We start from the raw sequence: 2,027 nt of genomic DNA, 5'->3' as shown, positions 1-2,027 counted from the left end.
GGATTACCAACAAATGCAACTACCACTTTATCAGTGCCTAATTGACGAGAAAAAGCCGATGGAAGTAGTAATCACACGGACTGCAATAATAAGGGAAACAATATGAATATATCAGTTGTAAGCGTAGACAAAATTTATGATTATGAAGCTTCAATTAATGCTCACCTAAGTTCCATCTTTGGAAAAAATACTAAACTAATTTTAAATCATGAATTTGCTTGTGCCGTTGTTATTGAGAATAATAATCAGATTATTGCTACAGGTATTGCTTATCACCGTTTAATGCAACAAGGAATACATAACTTTCGCGCTGGTATTATTGGAGGCATTGCAGTTTCTTCCAATATGCGAGGTCGAGGTTTAGCAAAAACTGTCATTCAAGAGCTTGATCAATATTTAATTTCGATAGAAGTCATTCATACTTTTCTCTTTGCTTATAACTTTGATATCTATAAAAGCTCAGGGTATGAAGAGCTCACTCTACCTATTCATTATCTAGATCTAAAACAGAGTATGTGGAACCTATTTGTATACTAGGGCGGGAGCATACTTTGATGGATTTATAACCCAAAGAAAACTCTTGCCCTATAATCATCATTCCAACCCGCTTTCTTCAGCTTCATTTTTTGGCTCAGTGCACCACATTCACATTGCTTGAGCATATTCATCACAAAACGTCTAAACAGCGCAATGTTTTCAACGGCACCATCTAAAGTAATACGAGAGCTATCTTCTTTAAAAACAACATCTAAAACATAATGTTGGCTGTTATCAATCCGCCAATGCTGACAAATATAATGACCTAGAAGTTTGTTGTTCGACAATAATGAACTAATGTAGTAAGAGGTATCTGCAGTGCCTTTACCCTTGCTCACTCGGTGGCGTTCCACTGCTATGATGCTTCTTATCATCGGCCACTTCTTTGCTAATTCGTCGGGCAATTTAGTCTTTAGCTGAAACACATATCGCTCTTCGCTGCGACCATGCTTTTTCTCTTTAACTTCGGTGGATATTTTCTCCTTACCAGCATCAAAAACCGCTTGGAACTGCTCCACAACAGCGGCTCTAAGCTTTGGCTGGTTATTCTTAACCTGAACAACAACATGCGCTTGTTTTTCTTTGATTTTTTCTAGTGTTTTACGCTGACAATGCAGTGCATCAACCGTGACAACGCTCCCATTTACATTAATAATATCAATCATTTGGCGAACAATACTTATCTCACCATTTTTAGTCTCAGTCGGTTTTTGACTTAGAACGAGACCTCTCTCAGTGTCATAAGCTGTGACCAACTACAATGCTGTTTTCCTGTCGTTATGATAGGAGCCCCGCAAGACCTTTCCGTCAAATGCGATAATAGGTTTGTTCTGAGTAGTTCGTTGTTCGTTTATCCAAAGAGCTAAAGCTTCAAGCAAAGATTCCGCAACAACGGAACGCAAAATGCGAGCGATCGTGTGTCTGCGAGGGATACCATGCTCGAATGGTCTATATTTTCTTAACCAGTCGAGTTTTTCTTCTCCATAAAATTCAATGTCTTGCCAGCCTTCGCATCCTGATGCGATAGCACTAATCACAAGAAACATAACATCGATAGAATTGTGTTTCTGGTTAATGTCCGAGCGAGTATCTTCTACAACGGATAAATGTTCAATAAGGTTAAAAATGACTATGTTACTTACTAAAGATTTGTCACTATTAGATCATATTCGTTAACAAAGTGCGATCCCGCCCTGATTGGTATACCGAGATGGAATAATTAAAACATATAACCATAGCTATTCTTTAGATGATCAATTTATTGATTTTAATGGGTGTGTTTACTAAACAAAAAAAGCCTGTAGCATTCATCACCACAGGCTTCATCGTATCTCGGCATTTTTATTGTTATGATCTGAAGTCAGAGGACATAACTTTATTCATTTAAGCTTCTTGTTCCATTTTAGTTTCGGACTGCTTTGCCCACATAGAGCGGTACATATCCAAATATTGTTGTGCCGATTCTTGCCAACTGAACTTACACGCTAGCG

General features: G+C 38.0%; 1 protein-coding gene and 1 pseudogene. One reads left to right on the top strand and one right to left on the bottom strand.

Going from position 1 to position 2,027, the window contains the following annotated elements:
* Positions 1-102: 102 nt before the first annotated feature.
* Entirely contained in the window at positions 103-537 is a 435-nt protein-coding gene (locus tag I3255_RS13880) for a GNAT family N-acetyltransferase (RefSeq protein WP_238039331.1), read from the top strand.
* A gap of 23 nt (positions 538-560) precedes the next feature.
* Here the strand turns inward: I3255_RS13880 and I3255_RS13875 are convergent.
* Positions 561-1,664: pseudogene (locus I3255_RS13875) on the bottom strand (ISAs1 family transposase).
* Between the last annotated feature and the right edge of the window lie 363 nt (positions 1,665-2,027).

Source organism: Psychrobacter sp. Ps6 (assembly GCF_022129235.1).
GTDB lineage: Bacteria > Pseudomonadota > Gammaproteobacteria > Pseudomonadales > Moraxellaceae > Psychrobacter.
Note: the sequence above shows the minus strand (reverse complement) of the source record. Positions and strands in the feature narration are given on the sequence as shown.

Coding starts and splice junctions, on each gene's coding strand:
- I3255_RS13880 (WP_238039331.1), top strand. CDS start 103: ATGAATATATCAGTTGTAAGCGTAGACAAAATTTATGATTATGAAGCT.